Consider the following 20,998-nt stretch of genomic DNA (forward strand, 5'->3'; position numbering starts at 1 on the left):
TCAGTGTTTGGTTGTATTTTTAATAATGCATAGCTCGTGCCAACTTTAATATTTATATATTTATCAATGTATTGAATTTATTGTTTGGTATAATTTTTATCAAATGGTAAAAAATAATGCGATTATGCACCAAGGAGGAACTAACTTGCTTTATTGTGCATCATTTGATCAATTTTACTTTTGGAGTGTGTATTACATCCAATTTTATAAAACAGCAGAATAAAAAAAGGCGACATTGAAGTCGCCGTGTAGAACTAAGGTATTTCTCTTTTGAGATTGAAGAGGGAGTTATGTACTTAACTCATTCTACCCGACAAGCCTCTTCAAAATTTAAACGGGGAAGGCGAGTATAAACTTTTTGAGGGTCGCCATAGCCGATGTTAATGATGAGATTAATATGATGATTTGTGCCTGCAAAAAATAGCTCATCAACTTGTTTTGCATCAAAACCAGACATTGGACCCGTATCTAAACCTAAACTACGACATGCCATAATTAAATATGCAGCTTGTAATGAACTATTACGAAAGGCAGTTTCATGTGCTACGGCTTCACTTGATGTAAACCATGATTTTGCATCGGCATAAGGAAATAGTTCTGGCAGTTTGTCATAAAATCTTGCATCGGTTGCAACCAAAACAGTGACAGGAGCTGTCATCGTCTTTTCTACATTGCCAGACGACAATGCTGGCTTGAGTTTTTGTTTAGCTTCAGGTGTTGTTAAAAAGACAAAACGAGCAGGACTACAGTTGGCAGAAGTCGGCGCCATTTTGACCAGATCATAAATTTGTTGAATTTGCTCAGTGCTGACCGCTTTATCTAACCACGTGCTGTGGGTTCTAGCTTCTAAAAAGAGTTGATCTAAAATATTTAATGTTTTTGCATTCATGATAAGGCCTTAATGTTATGGAAAAATTGAATGAAAGTTTGATTTAGTCGTTGAGATTCGGTCACTGTGGAAGCATGGGCACCAGAGGGTAAAATGCAGAGTTGACCATGAGCGAGTTTGGTAAAAAGATCCTGTGATTTATGTACTGGAACTAAAAAATCATCTTGATTGGCAACGATATGAATTGCGGTGTTTTGCAATGCTTGTAAGTGCTCTGCTTGTAATTGAAAGCGCATCAATGCTCTGAGTCGTGCAAATACATTTGTCTTAGGTGGAAAGTTTTGGAGTTGAATATCTTCGGTATTTTTAATGTCGCTATGATTCTGAGAAATCCATGCTGGGGGATACAAAAATAATGCCTGTGCACGCACATAGGCTTCAGCACCTGCTGACGCTAATAATGCGATACGGGCATCAAAACATTTTTGTGTATGGGCATCTAGTTCATCCCACGCATTAATCAGTGTCAGGCTGAGCATGGTAATTGAGCTGGATTGTAGTTGCTTTGCGAGTTCCATTCCGATGATGCCACCCAAAGCATGCCCGATCATATGAAACTCATGAATTTGAAGATGTTCTAATAAGTGTAGTACTTGATTTGCCATGTCACACATATGGTAGTGTGCAGGTAATAAAGCACTGTCTTGGTGACAGCCTTCTTGGTCATAAGTCACGATGTTGAAATGCGTACTCAACGATTCAAGTTGTGGGTTCCAAAAACTAGCATGACCACCTAAGCCAGATGAGAAAATCAAATAAGGGGCGTCTTTTTGAGATGAACACGGATAAATATAATATTTCATTTTTTACCATTTGATAAAATAATGGAAAATTCAAAAGCAATTTATATGCCTGAATTAATCAGTAATGGCAAATTGAGACAATATTTAGCGCAAAAGATTTAGATTGTAGAGTAAGGCAAATCAATGTGATGATATTTAGATTAAGCTGAGTAGGTGTCAGAAATGGATATACATATTAAAAGAATTTATGAAAATGCTGAGCCTAGTGATGGAAAGCGAATATTGGTTGACCGTTTATGGAGTAGGGGAATTAGTAAGGAGAATGCCCACTTAGATTTGTGGCTAAAAGAAATAGCACCATCGACCGAGCTTAGAAAATGGTTTCATGCTGCAACACCAGATCATTGGCACGAGTTTAAACAGCGCTATTTAAAAGAGCTTGAGACCAATTCCGCAGTTCAAGAGCTACAACAAATCGCATTGAAGAATACGATCACACTTTTATATTCAGCCAAAGATGTTGAAAACAATCACGCAATTATTTTGAAGGAATATTTATTAAATAAAAACTTAAAATAATATATAAATTTTTTTTTGGTAAAAGTCTCTTATTTAAAACTTTAAAAAATGAGTCATTTCTCGCATAATATACTTTTTGAGATTTTTTTTATGTCTTTGCCAAACTGCCCAAAATGCCAATCAGAATATACTTACCAAGATGGCGACTTATTGATTTGTCCTGAATGTTCACATGAGTGGAAAGAAGGAGAAGCATCAGCAACTGAAGAACAAGAAATTATTAAAGATGCAAATGGAAATGTCTTGGCAGATGGTGATAGCGTCACTGTAATCAAAGATTTAAAAATTAAAGGTTCATCTTCAGTCGTTAAAGTAGGTACAAAGGTAAAAACGATTCGTTTAGTTCCAGATGCAAGTGATGGCCACAATATCGATTGTAAAATTGATGGTATTGGTCAGATGAAGTTAAAATCTGAATTTGTAAAAAAAGCTTAAACTGTTAATTATTATTACATTTCAGCAGAGATATACGTTTATATCTCTGCTTTTTAAATTCCTAACATCATTTTAATTTTATTACGAAAAAGTATAAAAAATGGGCTGTTCAAGGAATATTTACGCCTTTATATTGTCATTAATAACAAATAACTTTCGTCCAGAATAATAACGAAAGTCATACCCACACCAACAAAAAAATGAGGTTTTTATGGCAGGATGGTACGAAATTTCACAAGCGAGTGATGGTCAATATCGTTTTATTTTGAAGGCAGGAAATGGTGAACCTATTTTAAATAGTGAGCTATATAAGGCAAAAGCTTCTGCTGTAAATGGTATTGAGTCAATTCAGAAAAACAGTGGTGATGACGCCCGATATGAGCGTTTAACTGCAAAGAATGGGAAACCTTATTTCAATTTAAAAGCTGCAAATCATCAAATTATTGGCACGAGTCAATTCTATGCAAGTGAAGCTTCACGAGATAAAGGAATCGAGTCGGTTAAAAACAATGGTTCATCAACCAATATCAAAGACTTAACCGTTCAGGCATAAAATTGAGTTAAAAAAAGCAGCTTCGAAAAGCTGCTTTTTTATTTATGTATTTATTAACGCACTAATTTAGCTAAAAGCTCTTCTTTAGTTAAATTACTCGCTTCAGCATCGCGGCGGCCTTTGTATTCAAAAGTACCAGCATCCAAACCTTTTTCACCAATTACAATACGGTGTGGAATACCCATCAATTCAAGGTCAGAGAATTTAACACCTGGACGTTCGTTACGATCATCAAGTAACACATCAAAACCTTGAGCTTGAAGTTCTGCATAAAGAGACTCTGCTGCTTCAAGAGTACGTGGTGATTTGTGCGCATTCATTGGAACAATTGCAATTTCAAAAGGTGCAATGGCTTGAGGCCAGATAATACCTTTGTCATCGTAGTTTTGTTCAATTGCAGCTGCAACAACACGTGTTACACCAATACCGTAGCAGCCCATAGTTACTGTAAATGGTTTACCATCTTCACCTAGAACTTTACAGCCCAAAGCTTCAGAGTATTTAGTACCAAGCTGGAAAATATGACCTACTTCAATGCCGCGTTTAATTTGTAGTGTGCCTTTGCCATCTGGAGATGGATCGCCTTCAACCACATTACGTAGATCAAAAACTTCGCTAATTTGTGCATCACGTTCCCAGTTTACGCCAACCGCATGTTTGTCCGCTTCATTTGCACCAGCAACGAAGTCAGAAAGAACAGATGCAGCACGGTCAACAATTACAGTTAAGCCTTTTTCGACTAAACCTTGTGGACCTGTAAAGCCAGCACTTAAACCAAATGCTTGGAGTTGTTCTTCAGTTGCAAAAGTAAGAGGCGCAGCAACTAAAGGATGCTTCTCAGCTTTAATCTCATTAAGTTCATGGTCGCCACGTACAAATAGAGCAACGACAGGAACATTACCTTTTTCATCAGCAATGCCTTGAACCAATAAAGCTTTAACAGATTGCTTTGGATCAGCATTTAAGAATTGGCAAACATCATCAATCGTTTTTTGGTTTGGTGTTTCAACCAATTTAAATTCTTGTGTCGGTGCTGCACGTTCACCCACTAAAACAGCCTCAGCCATTTCAACGTTTGCCGCATAATCAGATTCAGTTGAAAATGCGATGTCATCTTCACCACTTGCAGCCAATACGTGGAATTCGTGTGAAGCTGAACCACCAATAGAACCTGTATCTGCTTGTACTGGGCGGAAATCTAAACCTAAACGATTGAAAATACGACTATAAGTGTCGTACATCACATCATAAGTTTCTTGTAATGACTCTTGAGTTGCATGGAAAGAATAAGCATCTTTCATGATGAACTCACGTGAACGCATTACACCAAAACGTGGTCGAATTTCATCACGGAATTTGGTTTGAATTTGATAGAAGTTTACAGGGAGCTGCTTATAACTTTTTAATTCGTTACGCGCCATATCTGTAATAACTTCTTCATGCGTTGGCCCAAGTACGAATGGGTTCGTATGACGATCTTTAAAGCGTAATAACTCAGGACCATATTGTTCATATCGACCTGATTCTTCCCAAAGACTTGCGGGTTGAGTCACGGGCATGAATACTTCCATCGCGCCTGAACGGTTCATTTCTTCACGAACAATCGCATCTACTTTTTTAAGCACACGTGTTCCCATCGGCAGCCATGTATATAAACCAGATGCCAATTTACGAATCATCCCCGCACGTAACATGAGCTGGTGTGAAATCACTTCAGCATCATTTGGGGTTTCTCTCAACGTTGCAAATAAAAAGCGGCTTGCGCGCATGGAAAAGTCCTAAAAGTTAAGCGTTATAAAAACGCAGATTATACGATAATCGCTGCATTATGACATGAATCGTCGAGTTTGACGCAGCATAAAGTTTTTCAAGTCATCCAGATAAGTGAAAATGACGGGTACAACCACAAGAGTTAATAGGGTAGAGGTAATCACACCACCAATAACTGCATGAGCCATTGGTGCGCTTTGTTCACCGCCCTCGCCGAGACCTAAAGCTAATGGAACCATACCCATCACCATAGCGCTTGTTGTCATCAAAATTGGACGTAAACGGGTCTTACCAGCTTGCAAAATAGCGTCATAACGGCTGACACCCTGATCCATCGCTTTCTTAATAAAATCGATCAGCAAAATCGCATTTTTAGTGACAAGCCCCATCAGCATGATAATACCAATAATCGAAAACAGATTTAGCGTGCTTTGGAACAGGAATAAGGCAAGAAAAACACCAATCAATGACAAGGGTAAAGAGGCCATAATTGCTGCGGGATGAATAAAGCTATTGAACTGAGAACCTAGCACGATATAAATAAATACAATCGATAGGGTAATGGCTGTTAATGCGTATCCCGCAGATTCAGCCATATCGGCGTTTGCCCCTTGCGTATCGAATGTATAACCTGCAGGTAACTTAAATGCTTTTTGCATTTTGTCGATGTCTTGACCAATATCGCCACTAGGGCGACCTGAGGTATTTGCCTCAATAAGAACCTCACGTTCAAGATCACGTCGGTTAATTTGCGAAGCCCCAAGCTTTTCTTCGGTCGTTGCGACGGCACTCAATGGAACTAGTATATTTTGTCCAGCTGCATTGGTTTTATTAGAGTTGATATATAAATTTTGCACATCTTGCGGAAGCATACGTTTATTTTCATTTAAACGTAAATTCACATCATAAGTTTCACCATCACGGTCTTCCCAAGTGGTGACATTATCGCCCGCAATTAATGGTCGAATGGCATTCGCAATTTGGGAAACAGATAAGCCCAAATCACTTGCCAGCACGCGATTAATATGAACACCCAAAGTAGGTTTGGGTTCTTTCAATGAACTTTCTAAATCAACTACGCCTTTAATTTTTTCCATTTCAGCAATAAAGCGATCTGAAATTTTTTGTAGTTCATTTAGGTCAGATCCTTTAATCGAAATCATGATTGGTTTCTGACCGCCAGATACAGAGTCTTGTGCTGCGGCAACAGAAGTCACTCGAATACCCGCTACACTTTGCAAACGATCACGGAACTCATTGTTGAGTGTATTTAAATCTGAGCTACGTTCTTGTTTGGGCTTTAAGGTCACGCCTAAACCTGCATGATTTTTACCTGAGTCTACTTCACTGTTGACCACGCCATAAGTAGAAACCACATCAGGGAATTGTCTAATAATTTGATCGACCTGATGTAATTTTGCTTGGGTATATTCTAAAGAAGAATCTACAGGAGTTTCGAACTGAATGCGTACTTCACCCTTATCTGGTGTAGGTACAAATTCGGTCCCAATCAGTTTCGATAGTCCTAATGCAGCAAATAATGAAGCGATTGCAACAATAACCGTGATTAAACGGAAGCGTAGAGCAAGTTTTAATAGCTTTTCATAAACATGGGTAAGCCGATCTAGCACATTAGAAATATGGTTAAAAAACCGTTGTAGCCAATTATCTTTTTTCTCTACAGGATCTTTCCAGTGAGCTGAAAGCATTGGATCGAGCGTAAAACTAATAAACATTGAAATTAGAACAGCTGTACTGACTGTTACACCGAACTGATAAAAGAAACGTCCAATCAGACCACCCATAAACGCAACAGGTAGAAATACTGCCACAATGGTAAGTGTAGTTGCGAGTACGGCTAAACCAATTTCTTTTGTCCCTTCAAGAGCTGCAGTTACGTGGTCTTTGCCAAGTTCAGTATGTCTGACAATATTTTCCCGAACTACAATTGCATCATCAATAAGTAAACCAATACTGAGCGATAGTGCTAACAGCGTCATCATGTTAATGCTAAACCCGAAAGCCCAAATAAAAGTTAAGGTTCCGAGCAAAGTAATAGGTAAGGTTAAACCGGTAATAACTGTAGAGCGGAAAGAGCCTAGAAAGAGTAAAACAATAAGAATTGCTAAAGCAGCACCTTCAATAATGGTTCGAACAACATCTTTGATTGAAGCGCGAATACCTTTAGAGCTATCAGCTACGACTTTGTAATCTAAACCCGCAGGCATTTGATCTTTTAATTTCTCTAACGTTTGATAAGTCTGATCGACGACTTTAATTACATTGGCATCGGAACTTTTTAAGATATCGACTGAGACCGCAGTTCTTCCATTATAAAAGGCACTCGATTGTAGTTCGGCTTGTGTGTCCTCAACAGTTGCCACTTGCTTTAAAAAAATGGGTGAACCATTTTTATTGGCAATGACCAAATCACCAAATGCAAGGGGATGAATAACTTTTGATTGAATCTGTACAACCAGTTCAGAATTTTTTTGCTGTAAAGTCCCTGCAGGCACTTCAATATTTTCATTTTTTAGCGTGTTAATGACCTGATCAATACCAATGCCGTAGCTTTGCAATTGTGCAGGAATAACCTTTATTCGTATTTGCCGTTTAGCGTCGCCCAATAAATTCACATTACCTACACCCGAAACCGTTTTAAGCTGAGGTACGATTTTTTTATCTACATACGAACTTAATTGCGCCAAACTCATGCTGTTTGATTCAAATACGACTGACATGATTGGGCTAGAAGAGGGGTCATAGCGTTGCACAATCGGTGTATCAATTTCATCACGGAACTGCGCTGTGACGGGTGCAATTTTGTCACGAACATCCTGAGCAGCAATCGCCGAAGAAGTATCAAGATTAAACTCGGCAATCACCATTGAAAGGCCTTCACTTGAGCGTGAGGTAATCTGTTTAATTCCTGAAATTGTATTGATTTGATCTTCAAGTTTTTTTGTAATATCTGACTCAACCGCTTCAGGCGACGCACCCGCATATTGCGTAGTGACCACTACGAATGGGAAATCTATATTTGGAAACTCTTCGACAGTCATGCGTTTCCAAGAAGCCAACCCGAGTACCATTAAGCTGAGCATCATCATAATGGTAAAAACGGGGTATTTCACACTGATTCGAGTAAACCACATACGCTATTTGCTACCTTATTTATTTTTGTCGGTTGTAACCGTCACTTTTTTATTAATGTCGGAATCTTCAAATTGAATACGGCTGACCAGATCTGTGCTTTGTAAACCTTCGACTAAAGCAATATTGTCGTTATAACGCTGTTCAACCACCCGAATTTTAACTTTTTGAATAGTGTGATTGCGTATCACCCATACAAATGGATCATGTTGTATATTTTGAATGCTGTCTAAAGGAATAGTTTGGCCTTGATGAGTGTCATTGCGCAAAATGTTTCCATTAATGAAGGCTCCAATACTTAACGAGTCAATTTTTTCTTTAGGAGCAGCAAAAAACTCAATTTGTCGACTGTCTTGATCGGCAACAGGTGAAATGCGAGTTAGCGTTGCATTTAATTGTTTAGAATTGCCCTGAATTTGATATTGAATGTTACTACCGATCTTAAGCGCAGATTGCTGTTCAATTGGCAACTTGGCTTGTATTTCAAGTTGATCAGGATTTACGATTTCAAATAGTGTTTGTCCAACTGAAACTGTTTGACCGGGTTCAACTTGGCGTTTAGTAATCACACCTGAAATTGGACTAGTAATAATTCCGTCTTGATCCGCTTTTTTAGCAATATCAACATTGGCTTGTTGTGCTTTTACACTTTCAAGCTGACCTTTATAGTCAACCTGACTCTGTTCAAACTCGACACGAGCAATAAAACCTTGATTAAATAATCTTTGTTTTCGGTTCATCAAATTACGAGCAAGTTCAGCTTGTGATTGAGCCGATGCAAGGTTGGCGCGTGCTTGCGCTAATCGTGCAACATTGTCCTGATTATTCAATCTCACCAGAACTTGATCTTTTTGTACCTGTTGGCCGACATTTGCAGTGACATTCGTCGCTGTTGCGCTTACTTGCGCCTGAATGGAACTTTGCTGAACCGCACGAATAGTTCCTGTAAATGCAGTTTGAGAATCAAGAGCTCCTTCTTTAACTGCAATAAGATCTTGAGGAATAAGCTCAATTTTTACAGGAGCTGAGGCTGAGGTTTGAGTTGTTTCTTGCTGATTACATGCAGCTAAAATTAAACATAAACTAATAATACTCAGTTTAAAAAAAGTAGAAGGGGTGAGATGCATCGTGTGCATACAGCATCATCCTATAATTCAAATTTTATTTTGCCCCTATTCTTGATAAACCTTTGCAGTTATTCAAGCTTTTTTAAACGATCGATAATATTTTCATACTCATTGTTGGTTCGGTTATAGGTCTTGGAAAGTGTTTCAAGTGTTTGTTTAACCCGATTAATATTATTTAGATTGTTTTCAATCAAAGCCTTATGACGCTCAGGAATCGGTTCTCCTTTTCTGAAATACTCCATTTCCTGACGCTTAAATAAAATTTTGTCTTGTTGTAATTGATTAAGTTGTTCCTGCTGATAATTAATTTGCTTTTTTATAGACACTAATGCCTGATCTCTTTTAATCGAAGCTGTCTTACTATCGCTATAAGCTTTTTTTAATTTGATATCTTGTTCTTTATGTCGCGCCAATAATGCCCGTTGATTCGATTGATTTAAATCAGCTTCAGCATTATAAGAGTGGTTTCTTTTTATTACTTGCATATTACGATCTAGAGCTTCATAACCATAACGAATATGAGCAGGTGTGACCGATGTACTAATATTGGCAATACCATGTTGGTCATAATAACGATACCAAACCGCTTTAGGTGTGTCGGCAATAGCAATACTAGAGGGTAAGAAAAAGAGTGATCCGAAGGAAATAATGCCTATAGATACAGACAAACAGTTCCTGTAAAAGGCATATTTCATCCTGTCATTCATTGAAAATCCCCAAAAAGATAGCTAATTCGCTTATTTTTAAATATTTAATCTTCATTATATTAATTATTATTTAGCTGAATAAAAATATAGTCATTATAAAAAAAATGATAATTTTAATTAAAGTGTGATGAGGTTAAAAGTTATTGTTTATAAATGAGAAAGTAGACAAAAATGCCTCATTGAAAATAGAACGTGAGATATGTTAAAAATGCGTATAAATGTGTAAAAACAAATTTAAGTTAAATTGCATTTATATTTTATTTTTATGGGGATGGAAGATTAAATGGAAGATGCATTCCAAAATCTGAAAGTAATGGTGATTGATGACTCAAAAACCATTCGCCGTACAGCAGAAACCTTATTACAGCGCGAAGGCTGTGAAGTCATTACTGCTGTGGATGGATTTGAAGCTTTGTCCAAAATTGCAGAAGCAAATCCGGATATTGTTTTTGTCGATATCATGATGCCTCGTTTAGATGGTTATCAAACGTGTGCTTTGATAAAAAACTCTCAAAATTATCAGAACATTCCCGTTATCATGCTCTCTAGTAAAGATGGTTTATTTGATCAGGCAAAAGGGCGTGTGGTAGGTTCAGATGAATACTTGACGAAACCTTTTAGCAAAGATGAATTGTTAAACGCGATTCGTAATCATGTAAGTTCATAAACAATAATTTGAGGGCAAAAAAATGGCACGTATTCTCATTGTAGATGATTCACCAACCGAAACTTTTCGTTTTAAAGAAATCCTAACCAAACATGGTTATGACGTGCTTGAAGCATCAAATGGTGCAGATGGTGTAACTCTTGCAAAAGCAGAGCAACCAGATCTTGTATTGATGGATGTTGTCATGCCAGGTGTAAATGGTTTTCAGGCAACACGTCAGATTACTCGTGATGAAGACACTAAGCATATCCCTGTTGTTATTGTGAGTACTAAAGATCAGGCAACTGACCGTGTATGGGGCAAGCGTCAAGGTGCAATCGATTATTTGATTAAGCCAATCGAAGAAAATCAATTGATTGATGTAATTAAACAATTTCTAAATTAACTCATCCATCCATAAAAACATAAATAACGGGCATTTTGTACCCGTTTTATAGGATCGAGTATGGCAGCGAATGGATTTATCGAGTTACTTCGTTTGTCTAAACGGGGTAATAAGAATTACGCTTCAGTTCAAAATGAAGCACAGCGATGGTCAGGAATTGCTTTTGAAATGAGAGGGCAATACTTCGTCGCACCACTTGGGGAAGTGTCAGAAGTAATCTATCCACCAAAATATACACCAGTTCCAAATACCCAAAGTTGGGTAAAGGGATTGGCAAATATTCGAGGAAGACTACTTTCAGTGTCTGATTTGGCGCATTTTATTTTAGGGCAACGAAGTTCATTTTCGTCAACTCAAAAAGTATTGTGTATTAGCCATCGCGACCAGTATGTGGGGTTGGTCGTGGATCAGGTTTTGGGGATTCAGCACTTTAATAAAAAAAGCTTTTTTTCTCAAAGCTTAGACTTAGAGGAAAATCTAAAAGAATATTGCCAAGGTTATTTTCATCAACATAATCAGCATTGGCATGTCTTTTTATTTAGTCGTTTATTGCAAAACCCACATTACATGAATGCATCGACAAAATTTATAAACTAATTTTTACGCTGTGAAAACAGAGTATTTTTCTGGGGAAAAGCTATGGGCTTTAAGCTTAAAAAGAAAGGCAGTAGTCGGGTTGCGTCCGAAAAATCGGGTGTCAATTTTATTGCAACAATCCAGTCAAAAATTGAGCAGTTTGCCAGTTTATTTGGGGAAAGTGAAAAGTCCAAGCCAATCCTATATGCAGCACTTTTATGTTTTGTGCTTGCATTAGTTTCTCTAGCCTATCTGTTCTATAACGTTCCACGTCATAACCAGTTAATTCGAAGTCTCGGTGAGTTACGTTTGTTATCTCAAACGATTTCTAAACAAGCAACTGAAGCAACTGAGTCTGGCTCTCAAGAGGCAATCACCAAGCTACAGCAGTCTCAAAAAGACTTTAATGAAAACTTACTTGAGATTGAAAATATTCACGGTAAATCGACTGATGAATATCAAAAAGTTCAAGTTATGTGGACTGAAGTTTCAAAAAATATTGATTTGATTTCAGCACATCAAAAAGTCCTTAACCAGCTATATGACACCAACATCTCTATTAGCGAAACCGTTCCTGAGATTCAGGCAGAATATAACTTAATGGTTGACCAAATGGCGCGTCAAGGTTTGCCAAGTAGTCAGGTAATTATTGCTAAAAACCAGGTATTTATTGCCGAACGTATTTTACGTTCTATTAACTCGGTATTAAGTGGTACCGATGGTAATGTATCGACTAGCGATTTTGGTGTAGACATTGATACGTTTGGTACGTATTTAAATGCTGAACTTAATGGTAATGCTGAATTGGGTGTTGATCGTATTGCAGATCCAGCATTACGTGAATCATTAGAAAGTATTAAATCTGAATATGACAAAGTCTTAAAATCTGCTGCTGCCACGGTATTAAAAAATGGTAACCAGATCGTCAATGTTCGTCAGGCATCTTCTCAGATCTTCTCTAAATCAGATGTGATGTTAGATAACTTGGGGCATTTATCTGATGTAGCAAGAAAGAACTGGCTTACTTTATTGTTAGGCGCGGTGCTAATCAGTTCTTTAGCAGGCTTAATCTTCTCAGTATTTAAATTGATCACATTACGTAGTGTGATGGATAAGCAACGTGTTACTCGATTACAAGACGAGTATGACCGTAACCAAAACGCGATTTTACGTTTACTTGATGAAATTGCCGATCTTGCAGATGGTGACTTACGTTCATATGCAACCGTATCTGAGGATTTTACGGGAGCGATTGCCGACTCGATTAACTTTGCGATTGACCAACTACGTGACCTTGTATCCCGTATTCATGAAACCTCTCAAGAAGTTGCTCGCTATACGCAAGATACGCAGAGTATTACGAACCAATTAGCAGAGGCATCTGAGCATCAGGCTCAAGAAATTGCTGGTGCATCAACAGCAATGAATGAAATGGCGCAATCGATTGACCAAGTATCTTCAAATGCATCTGAGTCTGCTGAGGTAGCTGAGCGTTCGGTACAAATTGCCTCTAATGGTGCACAAGTGGTAAACCGTTCAATTGAAGGTATGGACACAATCCGTGAACAGATTCAAGAAACATCTAAACGTATTAAGCGATTGGGTGAGTCTTCACAAGAAATTGGTAACATCGTATCGCTCATTAACGATATTGCCGACCAAACTAACATTCTTGCATTAAACGCAGCAATTCAAGCATCTATGGCTGGTGAAGCAGGTCGTGGTTTCGCCGTAGTTGCTGACGAAGTACAGCGTCTTGCAGAGCGTTCTGCATCGGCAACTAAACAGATCGAAACTCTGGTTAAAACAATTCAGACCGATACAAATGAAGCTGTTATTTCGATGGAACAAACCACCACTGAAGTTGTACGTGGTGCAAACTTGGCAAAAGACGCGGGTATTGCCTTGGATGAAATTCAAAAAGTATCGGGTGACTTGGCAAACTTAATTGCCAGCATTTCTGATGCAGCAAAACTTCAATCCGCATCTGCCAGCCATATTGCTACCACCATGACAGTCGTACAAGAAATTACTTCACAAACGACAACTGCAACCTTTGATACAGCACGCTCTGTTTCTGAACTAGCAAACATGGCAGAGTCATTACGTGAATCGGTAACGGACTTTAAATTACCTGATTAAATTGGGGATGAGAATAGCTGTTTCTGTACCGCTATTCTTCTAAAAAGTATTAACAACACCAGATAAATATTGGGGAAACAGCTATTTTTCTGGTGTTGACTCTGTCGTTTTTCTCCATTTTGGAGACAAGCAAAAGAAGCCTTTGCTATGAAAGAAATATTAAAAACTTTAACTGAAGCAATGATGCTACCGGAAGATAGCTACTCTCAACAAGACGATGAATTTCTTGAAATATTTGTCGAAGAAATTGAAGAAATTTTTGTTGAATTACAATCTTTGATTCACGAATGGATGCAATCTGAAAATGTTGCTACGCTTACTGAAATCCGCCGTCATTTTCATACATTGAAAGGTTCAGGGCGAATGATTGGTGCCAAATCTTCTGCTGAGCTTGCTTGGACTGTTGAAGATACGCTTAATCGGGTAATCAACCAGAGTCTCGGATTAACTCCTAACATCCAACAATATGTTCAGTTGGTATTTAAGTTCTATTTCTTTAAGTTAGTAGATGACTTCAAATCTAAAAAAAATCATACCCTAGACTTTAGGCCCCTAATTTTATTGGGACAACAATTACAGCAACAGCAAAGTATAGAACCCGCGTTAGACGAACTTTTATTATTATCAGATATTCTTACTGCTGAAACTCAAACAGGTTTAGAAACAAATGACTTAGAACCAGAATCAACAGAAGTTTTAACTATTTCGACTTCAGAAGTTGCTATAGAAACTGAACAGACTCTTGCTGAAACCTTAATTTTATTTATGGAAGAAGCAGAAGAGCACTTAGCGACAATTGATCAGTTTTTGGAAAAAGAAATACATCAGCATGAAAGTTATAATGCTCTAATACGTGCGTTACATACATTACGTGGCAGCTCTGCCATGGCTCATGTAGAACCAATCTTTGATGCCAGTACCAAAGTTGAGCATTTATTTAAAATACTATTACAAGAAGAGCTTTCTTCTCATTCAGAAGAAATTTCATTACTCCGTGATTATCGTCAGTTTATTCGAAATAGTTTAGATCTATTAGCTGCACATTGCTCTACTGAGCAATTGGAATCTGATCTACAAAAATTTAATCAGGTTTGGGATGCTTACATGGAGCAGCATGGTGAGCATTCGAGCCCACTCATGCCTCCACATGGTTTAGTGTCTCAGCTATTACAACTAGATGTTGCTGAATTACTTGATGCGGAATTAGACTTTGAGAAGGGAATACGTACAGAGTTTCCCCATTATCTTGAACGTTTAAGTGAACAAGCAGATGTTTTGCTGCAACATACTCAGTCGCAGGCAATGATTGGTTTATATGAATATACTAACCAGTTGAAAGAAAGCTACGACATATTGCTTGATCGACCTGATTTATTGCAATCAGATTATGTTTTTGAAATTTATCAAAAAGCGCACCAACAATTAATTCAGTTATTTGATGCATTAGCTGCGGGACAAAGAGTAAGTATTATTGAGCAACACCAAAATGTCTTGGATGAGCTAAAACTATATACTCAATATATTCCAAATCTTAATTCCGAATCCTTAGAAACTCATCAAGACGTTTTTGAACCATTGTTTAATGCTGAAGTTGAACAAACGGCGAATGAACCTCTGATAGAAAATGTATTCACTGATCAGGTCACCATAGGGCAGAGTGTACAACTAGATCGACAATTCATTTCGTCTGAGCATGTAAACCGTCATTTTGATCCAGATCTTTTAGATATTTTTCTTGAAGAAGCCGATGAGTTGCTTGAGGGAATGGATACAGATCTTAATCTTTGGGTTAATGATCAAGAAAACTTTGCCGCTCTCAATAATCTGATGCGTTATTTGCATACCTTAAAAGGTGGGGCAAATATGATTCAGGCAACTTATATTGGTTTAATTGCACATGAGTTAGAAAGTATTTATGAGCGTTTAATTCAAAAACAGTTGGTAGCTTCGTCTGCTCTCATTGATTTTATTCGACTAGTTCAAGATGACTTGGCTGACCGTCTTCAAATAGTGCGTGAACAGCACCTAGATTATGCTGCTTCTCATACTATTCAAGCACTTAAAAATGCAGGTCAGGTATTTGATTCTCATATTAAAGAGAGCAAAACAGAATCTGAAACGTATGTTATACCTGAATTAAATTTTGAAGTATTACAACAAGAAGCGATAAATAATACGGCGTTAAACCTCAGTGAGTTAACTTCTGCTTCTGAGCAGATTGCTGAGTCTAGTAATCAACTTGTTGAGCAAACCGAATTACAAGTTCTTTATGCTGATCACAATCATACAGAGAGTATCCCAGATCAAGATATTAATACTGTTGTCGAGCAGACGTTTATGGAGGAAGCGGCCGAACTATTAGAAATGGCCGATCATCTATTAAAACAATGGTTCGAGCAACGTACTAACCGTAGTATCTTGCTTCAACTACAAAGGGCAGTGCACAGCTTGAAAGGCGGTTCCCGTATGTTGGGACTTGAAACCGTGCAAGCGATTGCTTATCAACTTGAGAATGCTTTTGAACAATTTGCGCTTCATCATTTCAGCTCAAATATTTATGACAACTTATTAGAGAGTGCAATTGTCTGGTTAAAAGAGGCAATTTTTAAACAAAATTATCAACACTTCGATGGTTTACAACAAAGTCTGGAAAATATCCAGTTCATTGAAACAGCAATTCAAATTCCTAGTAAGTTAACTAGAACTGATCTATTCAGCACGGAACCTGTAATGAGTTTTGTACAAGGTGACGGTACAGAACCACCGCCAATGATGGGTGAGTGGGAACAAGCACAACGCCTTGATCAAAATAATGAGATGATTCGAGTCTCGGCAGATTTAATTGAAAAAATGATTGATCTGTCTGGTGAAAATTCGATTAACCGTTCGCGAATTGAAATGGATTTAAGCCAATTTGGTCATACCTTAGCGGAAATGGAATTGGCTATTCAGCGACTTGCAGATCAGTTGCGTCGAATGGAAGGCGAATTGGAAACCCAAATTATTGCCAAACACGGTATTGAGAACTCGCGTTATACGGAATTTGATCCTTTAGAGATGGATCAATATTCTTCATTAAATCAGTTATCAAAGTCTCTTGCCGAGTCTGCATCGGATTTAGTAGATTTTAAAAATACATTATCTGAAAAGATCAGAGACACAGAAGGTTTATTGGTACAGCAATCGCGTATTCAGGCTGAAATTCAAGAAGGTCTTATGCGAACACGCTTAGTACCATTTTCTCGATTGTTGCCTCGTCTCCAAAGAATTGTGAGGCAGACTTCTACCGCGTTAAATCGACCAGCAGAGCTTTTCGTTAATAATACAGAAGGCGAGTTGGACCGGACAATGTTAGAACGTTTGGTTACGCCACTTGAGCACATGCTTAGAAATGCAATTGACCATGGACTAGAAGACCGTGCGCAACGTGAGCAAGCGCAGAAACCAGAAACGGGACGTATTGAACTGAATATTCATCGTCAAGGTACAGATGTTGTAGTTACATTTAAGGATGATGGGCAAGGTATTGATATCGAGAAGGTTCGTCAAAAGGCATTAATGTCTGGTTTGATTAACGCAGAACAAGTATTAGAACATCAAGATATTTTACAGCTGATTTTCCATCCTGGTTTAAGCACAGCCGATCAAGTTACTCAGATTTCAGGTCGTGGTGTAGGACTGGATGTAGTACAAAGTGATATTAAGGCTCTAGGTGGCCATGTGAGCGTAGAGTCTGTGTACGGGCAGGGAACGGTCTTCACAATACGTGTTCCAACTACAGTAGCGGTTAGTGATGCCTTAATGGTTAAAGTTGCTGATCAGCAATTTGCAATCCCTCTGGCCCAAATTGATCGAATTGTACGAGTTTCGCCTGCATCATTAGAACAATATTTTGGAAGCGCACAAGAATTCTTTGAATTTGAAAATAAACGCTATCCATTGCGCTATTTATCTGAATTTGTTGGTAGTCAACCAATTCCGCGTTTAAGTGGAATGATGTATTCATTACCAGTATTAATGATTAAGGCAAATAATGGCCAAACTGTCGCATTATTAGTTGACCAACTGATTGGATCACGTGCACAGATTGTAGTCAAACCAATTGGGCAGCAGTTCTCTAGTATCGGTGCGATTGCAGGAGCAACTATTTTAGGTGATGGTCAAGTTTGCTTAATTTTAGATGGTCAAAATATTGCTCGCCAAATTCAGTCTACTCGTCGACTTAAGCTGGTTAATGAAGCGATTTATAGACAACGAGAGTCTGATGAGCGACGTCTCATCATGATTGTGGATGACTCAGTAACTGTACGTAAAGTAACCTCACGTTTACTCGAGCGCCAAGGCTATGATGTTGTGACCGCTAAAGATGGTGTGGATGCTATAGAGCAGCTAGAAAACATTAAGCCAGATCTGATGCTGCTTGATATTGAAATGCCACGCATGGATGGTTTTGAAGTTCTTAATCTTGTACGACATCATGATATGCATCAATACATGCCAATTATTATGATTACATCCAGAACAGGTGAAAAACATCGTGAACGAGCATTCTCATTAGGTGTAAGTCAATATATGGGTAAACCTTTCCAAGAAGAAGACTTACTTCACAATATTGATGCGTTATTCATGACATTTGAAGGGGGGCTTGCCTAATGAAAAGTAATATAAGTACATCCTTAATTAATGAAATGGACCAGCAAGAGCTTCAGCATTTAATTACTGTCTCAACTGGTTTTATTGATGCATATATTATCGAGTGCTATCAGCAAGTGCCGATGCTATTGCCACAAAATATAGTGTTATCTGCTATGGATGTTAAAAATGGTATCAAGCATATTGAATGGCATGATGTAAAACTCCCTGTTTATTCGATTCACAATGAAACGGATTCTCGAGCAGTAGCGTTAGTCATTGAAAGTGAAGACATTAGGCAACGTTTTGCACTTGTGTGTAAATCGATGCCAGTTTCAGTTCGCCTGCGTATTTCTGAAGTCGTAGATGAAAATGAAGATATACAAGAGTCTTTACAGCGCTCAACTGTATTTAAATATGTTCGTATGGACAATCAACGCTACCATGTTCCTAATTTGCAATATATTCAAAATTCATTTCATCTATAAAAAAAGGAACTCATTTTGAGTTCTTTTTTTTAAAAAATAGGTAAAATTCTTTTAGAGAATATAAATTTATTTTAAAAATCATTGAAGCGCTTGCTTTATTTATATCGTAAATTTATATTTTATATGTATTTCAAATGCTAAAATATAAGAAATTACCAATATTTACTTTTAATAAAGTCTCATACTAAATTTTAAAAGCAGATAAATTGAAGTTATAGTTAAAGGATGAGCCTAATTTTATTATATTAATCATAGCAAAATAACCTAAAATAAAATCTTCTATAGCAGAAAATAAATGTCAATTCATAAAGAGCTACATATTTTAAAAACAGATGATCATGGTGAATTTGCTTTATGGGAAATTTCTAAAAGAAATAATTCTCTAATAAAAAAAGAAGCAATTTTCTTATCTCATGGTGCATTTTCGGATAAAACTGTTTGTATAGGCATTGCAGATTATTTGGCAAATCATGGTTATATTTGTTTTATTTTAGAGTGGCGAGGGCATGGTACTAGCCCAAAAACAGATATACCATTTAATTTTGAAACTGTTGCATTATATGAATATAAAACTGCATTTCAGTATATTCACCATCATTTTAATATAACCTCCTTGCACTGTGTAACACACAGTGGTGGAGGGTTATGCTTAACCATGTTCTTAATTAATTATCCTGAATATTTAAAAAATATTCAAAGTATTACTTTTATTGCTTGCCAAGCATTTGGAGCAGTAAATAATTCCTTTGATTTTATTAAATTGTTTTCTGCAAAATTAGTTGTAAAAGGTTTAGGTCAGATTCCTGCTAATAAATTTAAGTTGGGGCGAATAAATGAAACCTATTAAACGATGCGTCCATGGTTTAATTGGAACTTAAAGGGAAATTTTATAAGTGAATTTAAAGATATAGATTATAAAAAATTTATGAGCTCTATTAGAGTTCCAATATATTCTATTTGCGGGACTGGCGATAAATTTATTCCCTGCTAAAGGATGCTATAAATATTTGCAAGCTTTTGAAAATGAAAATAATATATTTCGAGAATTTGGCTATTCCAATAGTAGGCGAATTCAAACATGAGGTGCGACAGTTTCAAAAGCCATATGATAATCAACAAGCTGAGCAAATTTCTCTAATGGTGTAAGCCAATCTAACGCCTTTCTAGGACGAGTATTCAGTGACATGGCAACTTGATTTAAATAATGCTGATCTGCCTGATTTAAATCAATCCCTTTAGGTAAATATTGCCTAATTAAACCATTCATATTTTCGCATGTGCCTTTTTGCCAAGGTGAATGTGGGTCACAGAAATATACATCTATGCCTAAATCTTCTTCGAGTATTTTATGTTCTGACATCTCGCGTCCACGGTCATAGGTCAACGTTTTACGCAGTTCTGCAGGTAAATATTTCAGAGCTTCAGTTAAAGCCTTGCGCACTGATTCTGCCTTTGCATCAGGTAATGTTGCCAAGATACAGAGCCGTGTATTTCGTTCAATAAGTGTTGCTATCGAACTTTTATTGTCTTTACCTTTAATTAAATCAGCTTCCCAATGACCCGGTATTTTTCTTTCTTGAACTTCGGCTGGGCGCTCATGAATAGTTTTAATATCCTGTAATATAGAATCTTTTTTAGGTTCACCGTTAGCTTTTCGCTTTTTATTTTCATGACGCAGACAGGATAATAAGTCTTTTTTCAACTCACCCTTGGGTAATGCTCGTATCGTTGAATAAATCGTTGTATGGCTTACATTCATTGTTTGATCCAAATCAGGAAATGTCTTTAAACGCTTTGCTATTTGCTGAGGAGACCATAAACAACGGATCGCTTCAACAATAAATTTCCAGAGGATTGAATCGATTTTGAGTTTTCTGTGACCACGTCTACGTCTAGCGAAGGTGTTATCAGAAGCATATCGAGCTTGATAAACGTCATTGATGCTATTTCTTTTAAGCTCACGATAGATCGTACTAGGATGTCTTTTAATGAGTTCAGCAAATTTTCTGGCTGAAAAGCCTTCTTTTCTTGACTCAAGCATTAATGCAGTACGATCTTCAAAGTTAAGATGATGGTATGACAATTTTATATACTCCATAAACCCTTTAAATTAATTAGGTGGTTTATGTCGCACTTCAAGTTTTACTCTGCC

General features: G+C 37.4%; 16 protein-coding genes and 1 pseudogene. 10 read left to right on the plus strand and 7 right to left on the minus strand.

Annotated features, from left to right (window positions below; translation table 11 throughout):
* Positions 1-301: 301 nt before the first annotated feature.
* Both MKL51_RS19405 and rutD read right to left on the minus strand, forming a co-directional pair.
* On the minus strand, positions 302-889 hold the full coding sequence (locus MKL51_RS19405) for a malonic semialdehyde reductase (RefSeq protein WP_032006005.1): 588 nt from the start codon (positions 887-889) through the stop codon (positions 302-304).
* The gene (gene rutD / locus MKL51_RS19410) at positions 886-1,692 is read right to left on the minus strand and encodes a pyrimidine utilization protein D (protein WP_032006003.1); all 807 of its coding nucleotides are present in this window, start codon (positions 1,690-1,692) and stop codon (positions 886-888) included. Before rutD ends, MKL51_RS19405 begins: the two co-directional genes overlap by 4 nt.
* A 162-nt stretch (positions 1,693-1,854) precedes the next feature.
* On the opposite strand from rutD, the gene MKL51_RS19415 reads away from it, so the two are divergent.
* The 3 genes from MKL51_RS19415 (at position 1,855) to MKL51_RS19425 (ending at position 3,199) form a co-directional block, all read left to right on the plus strand.
* Positions 1,855-2,211, plus strand: coding sequence for a DUF488 domain-containing protein (locus MKL51_RS19415; RefSeq protein WP_032006001.1), 357 nt, complete (start codon positions 1,855-1,857; stop codon positions 2,209-2,211).
* A gap of 90 nt (positions 2,212-2,301) precedes the next feature.
* Positions 2,302-2,646 carry a zinc ribbon domain-containing protein YjdM gene (locus MKL51_RS19420; protein ID WP_002116259.1) on the plus strand — a complete coding sequence of 115 codons (345 nt, stop codon included), beginning with the start codon at positions 2,302-2,304 and terminating at the stop codon, positions 2,644-2,646.
* Positions 2,647-2,857: 211 nt separating this feature from the next.
* Positions 2,858-3,199: a YegP family protein gene (locus MKL51_RS19425; protein ID WP_002116533.1), complete on the plus strand. Its 342-nt coding sequence runs from the start codon at positions 2,858-2,860 to the stop codon at positions 3,197-3,199.
* A gap of 53 nt (positions 3,200-3,252) precedes the next feature.
* Here MKL51_RS19425 and MKL51_RS19430 read toward each other — a convergent pair whose 3' ends face one another.
* From MKL51_RS19430 to MKL51_RS19445, 4 genes are all read right to left on the minus strand, one after another.
* Entirely contained in the window at positions 3,253-4,968 is a 1,716-nt protein-coding gene (locus tag MKL51_RS19430; protein WP_032005997.1) for a proline--tRNA ligase, read from the minus strand.
* A gap of 57 nt (positions 4,969-5,025) precedes the next feature.
* On the minus strand, positions 5,026-8,124 hold the full coding sequence (locus tag MKL51_RS19435) for an efflux RND transporter permease subunit (protein ID WP_032005995.1): 3,099 nt from the start codon (positions 8,122-8,124) through the stop codon (positions 5,026-5,028).
* Positions 8,125-8,139: 15 nt separating this feature from the next.
* A complete protein-coding gene (locus MKL51_RS19440) occupies positions 8,140-9,249 on the minus strand; it encodes an efflux RND transporter periplasmic adaptor subunit (protein ID WP_080973437.1) in 1,110 nt (369 codons plus the stop codon).
* Between the two features lie 68 nt (positions 9,250-9,317).
* Positions 9,318-9,956 (minus strand): hypothetical protein, encoded by a 639-nt coding sequence (locus MKL51_RS19445; RefSeq protein ID WP_032042644.1) that lies wholly within the window; start codon positions 9,954-9,956, stop codon positions 9,318-9,320.
* Positions 9,957-10,239: 283 nt separating this feature from the next.
* Between MKL51_RS19445 and pilG the strand changes: the two genes are divergently transcribed.
* From pilG to MKL51_RS19480, 7 genes and pseudogenes are all read left to right on the plus strand, one after another.
* Positions 10,240-10,623, plus strand: coding sequence for a twitching motility response regulator PilG (gene pilG / locus MKL51_RS19450; protein ID WP_000389061.1), 384 nt, complete (start codon positions 10,240-10,242; stop codon positions 10,621-10,623).
* 22 nt (positions 10,624-10,645) lie between these two features.
* Positions 10,646-11,008, plus strand: coding sequence for a response regulator (locus MKL51_RS19455; RefSeq protein WP_002116220.1), 363 nt, complete (start codon positions 10,646-10,648; stop codon positions 11,006-11,008).
* A 60-nt stretch (positions 11,009-11,068) separates the two neighbouring features.
* Positions 11,069-11,605, plus strand: coding sequence for a chemotaxis protein CheW (locus MKL51_RS19460; RefSeq protein ID WP_002116439.1), 537 nt, complete (start codon positions 11,069-11,071; stop codon positions 11,603-11,605).
* A 42-nt stretch (positions 11,606-11,647) separates the two neighbouring features.
* Positions 11,648-13,726 (plus strand): methyl-accepting chemotaxis protein, encoded by a 2,079-nt coding sequence (locus MKL51_RS19465; RefSeq protein ID WP_017482145.1) that lies wholly within the window; start codon positions 11,648-11,650, stop codon positions 13,724-13,726.
* A gap of 147 nt (positions 13,727-13,873) precedes the next feature.
* A complete protein-coding gene (locus tag MKL51_RS19470) occupies positions 13,874-18,379 on the plus strand; it encodes a hybrid sensor histidine kinase/response regulator (protein WP_057090005.1) in 4,506 nt (1,501 codons plus the stop codon).
* Complete coding sequence (locus MKL51_RS19475; protein ID WP_057090006.1) at positions 18,379-18,846, plus strand: hypothetical protein; 468 nt, start codon at positions 18,379-18,381, stop codon at positions 18,844-18,846. The genes MKL51_RS19470 and MKL51_RS19475 overlap by 1 nt, the downstream gene beginning before the upstream one ends.
* A 295-nt stretch (positions 18,847-19,141) precedes the next feature.
* Positions 19,142-19,910: pseudogene (locus MKL51_RS19480) on the plus strand (alpha/beta fold hydrolase); the annotation flags it as partial.
* 8 nt (positions 19,911-19,918) lie between these two features.
* On the opposite strand, the gene MKL51_RS19485 reads toward MKL51_RS19480, so the two are convergent.
* Positions 19,919-20,944 (minus strand): IS30-like element ISAba125 family transposase, encoded by a 1,026-nt coding sequence (locus MKL51_RS19485; protein ID WP_004994718.1) that lies wholly within the window; start codon positions 20,942-20,944, stop codon positions 19,919-19,921.
* Between the last annotated feature and the right edge of the window lie 54 nt (positions 20,945-20,998).

It is taken from the genome of Acinetobacter sp. AOR18_HL (assembly GCF_027855145.1).
GTDB lineage: Bacteria > Pseudomonadota > Gammaproteobacteria > Pseudomonadales > Moraxellaceae > Acinetobacter > Acinetobacter pittii.